Annotated in this window: 1 protein-coding gene; it reads right to left on the bottom strand. The window is 45.8% G+C overall.

What is annotated here, in order from left to right:
- Nucleotides 1-586, bottom strand: a 586-nt coding sequence (locus AC3G7N_RS21505; protein WP_489424171.1) for a phosphoribosylanthranilate isomerase, incomplete at its 3' end; no start/stop codon positions are given.
- Nucleotides 587-631: the final 45 nt, after the last annotated feature.

Raw genomic sequence — 631 nt, 5'->3', positions numbered from 1 at the left:
GTTTAATAAATTTTTGGATTTTACTCAGGTCTTTACGGCCATTTGTTTCAATGCCGCTGGAAACATCGACACCAACTGGTGCAGTCATACTTATCGCTTCCTGAACGTTTTCAGGTGTCAGCCCTCCGGCTAGAATGAGCTTATTCGTATCTACGTTCAGGTCCTTTAACACTGTCCAGTCAAACACTGTTCCATTGCCACCGCGGTTCCCACCAAACGGACTGTCAATTAAATAGTAATCACAGGGATAGTCTTTAAGTTCGGCTAAACTTTCCTGTGTTGCTGGGAACGCCTTAATAATGGGATAAGGCAATTGCTCAGCAAATGCTGCTGGTTCATCTCCGTGCAGTTGGATATAGTCCAACCCTACCTTTCCAGCGATAGCTGTGATTGTTTTAGCTGTTTCATTTACAAAAACGCCGACTTTTTTTATCGGGGAAGGCAGGGTTTTGGCGATTTCAGCTGCTTGTTCCGGTGCCATGTATCGTTTGCTCGGAGCAAAGACGAATCCAATCAGGTCCGCGCCGGACAGTACTGCGGTACTGGCTGCTTCATTGGTCATGATTCCGCAAGTTTTAACGAGCATTCGTATCTGCTCCTTTAGATGGAAGGGGCACCATTCTATCAGAAA

Source organism: Virgibacillus carmonensis (assembly GCF_057836705.1).
Note: the sequence above shows the minus strand (reverse complement) of the source record. Positions and strands in the feature narration are given on the sequence as shown.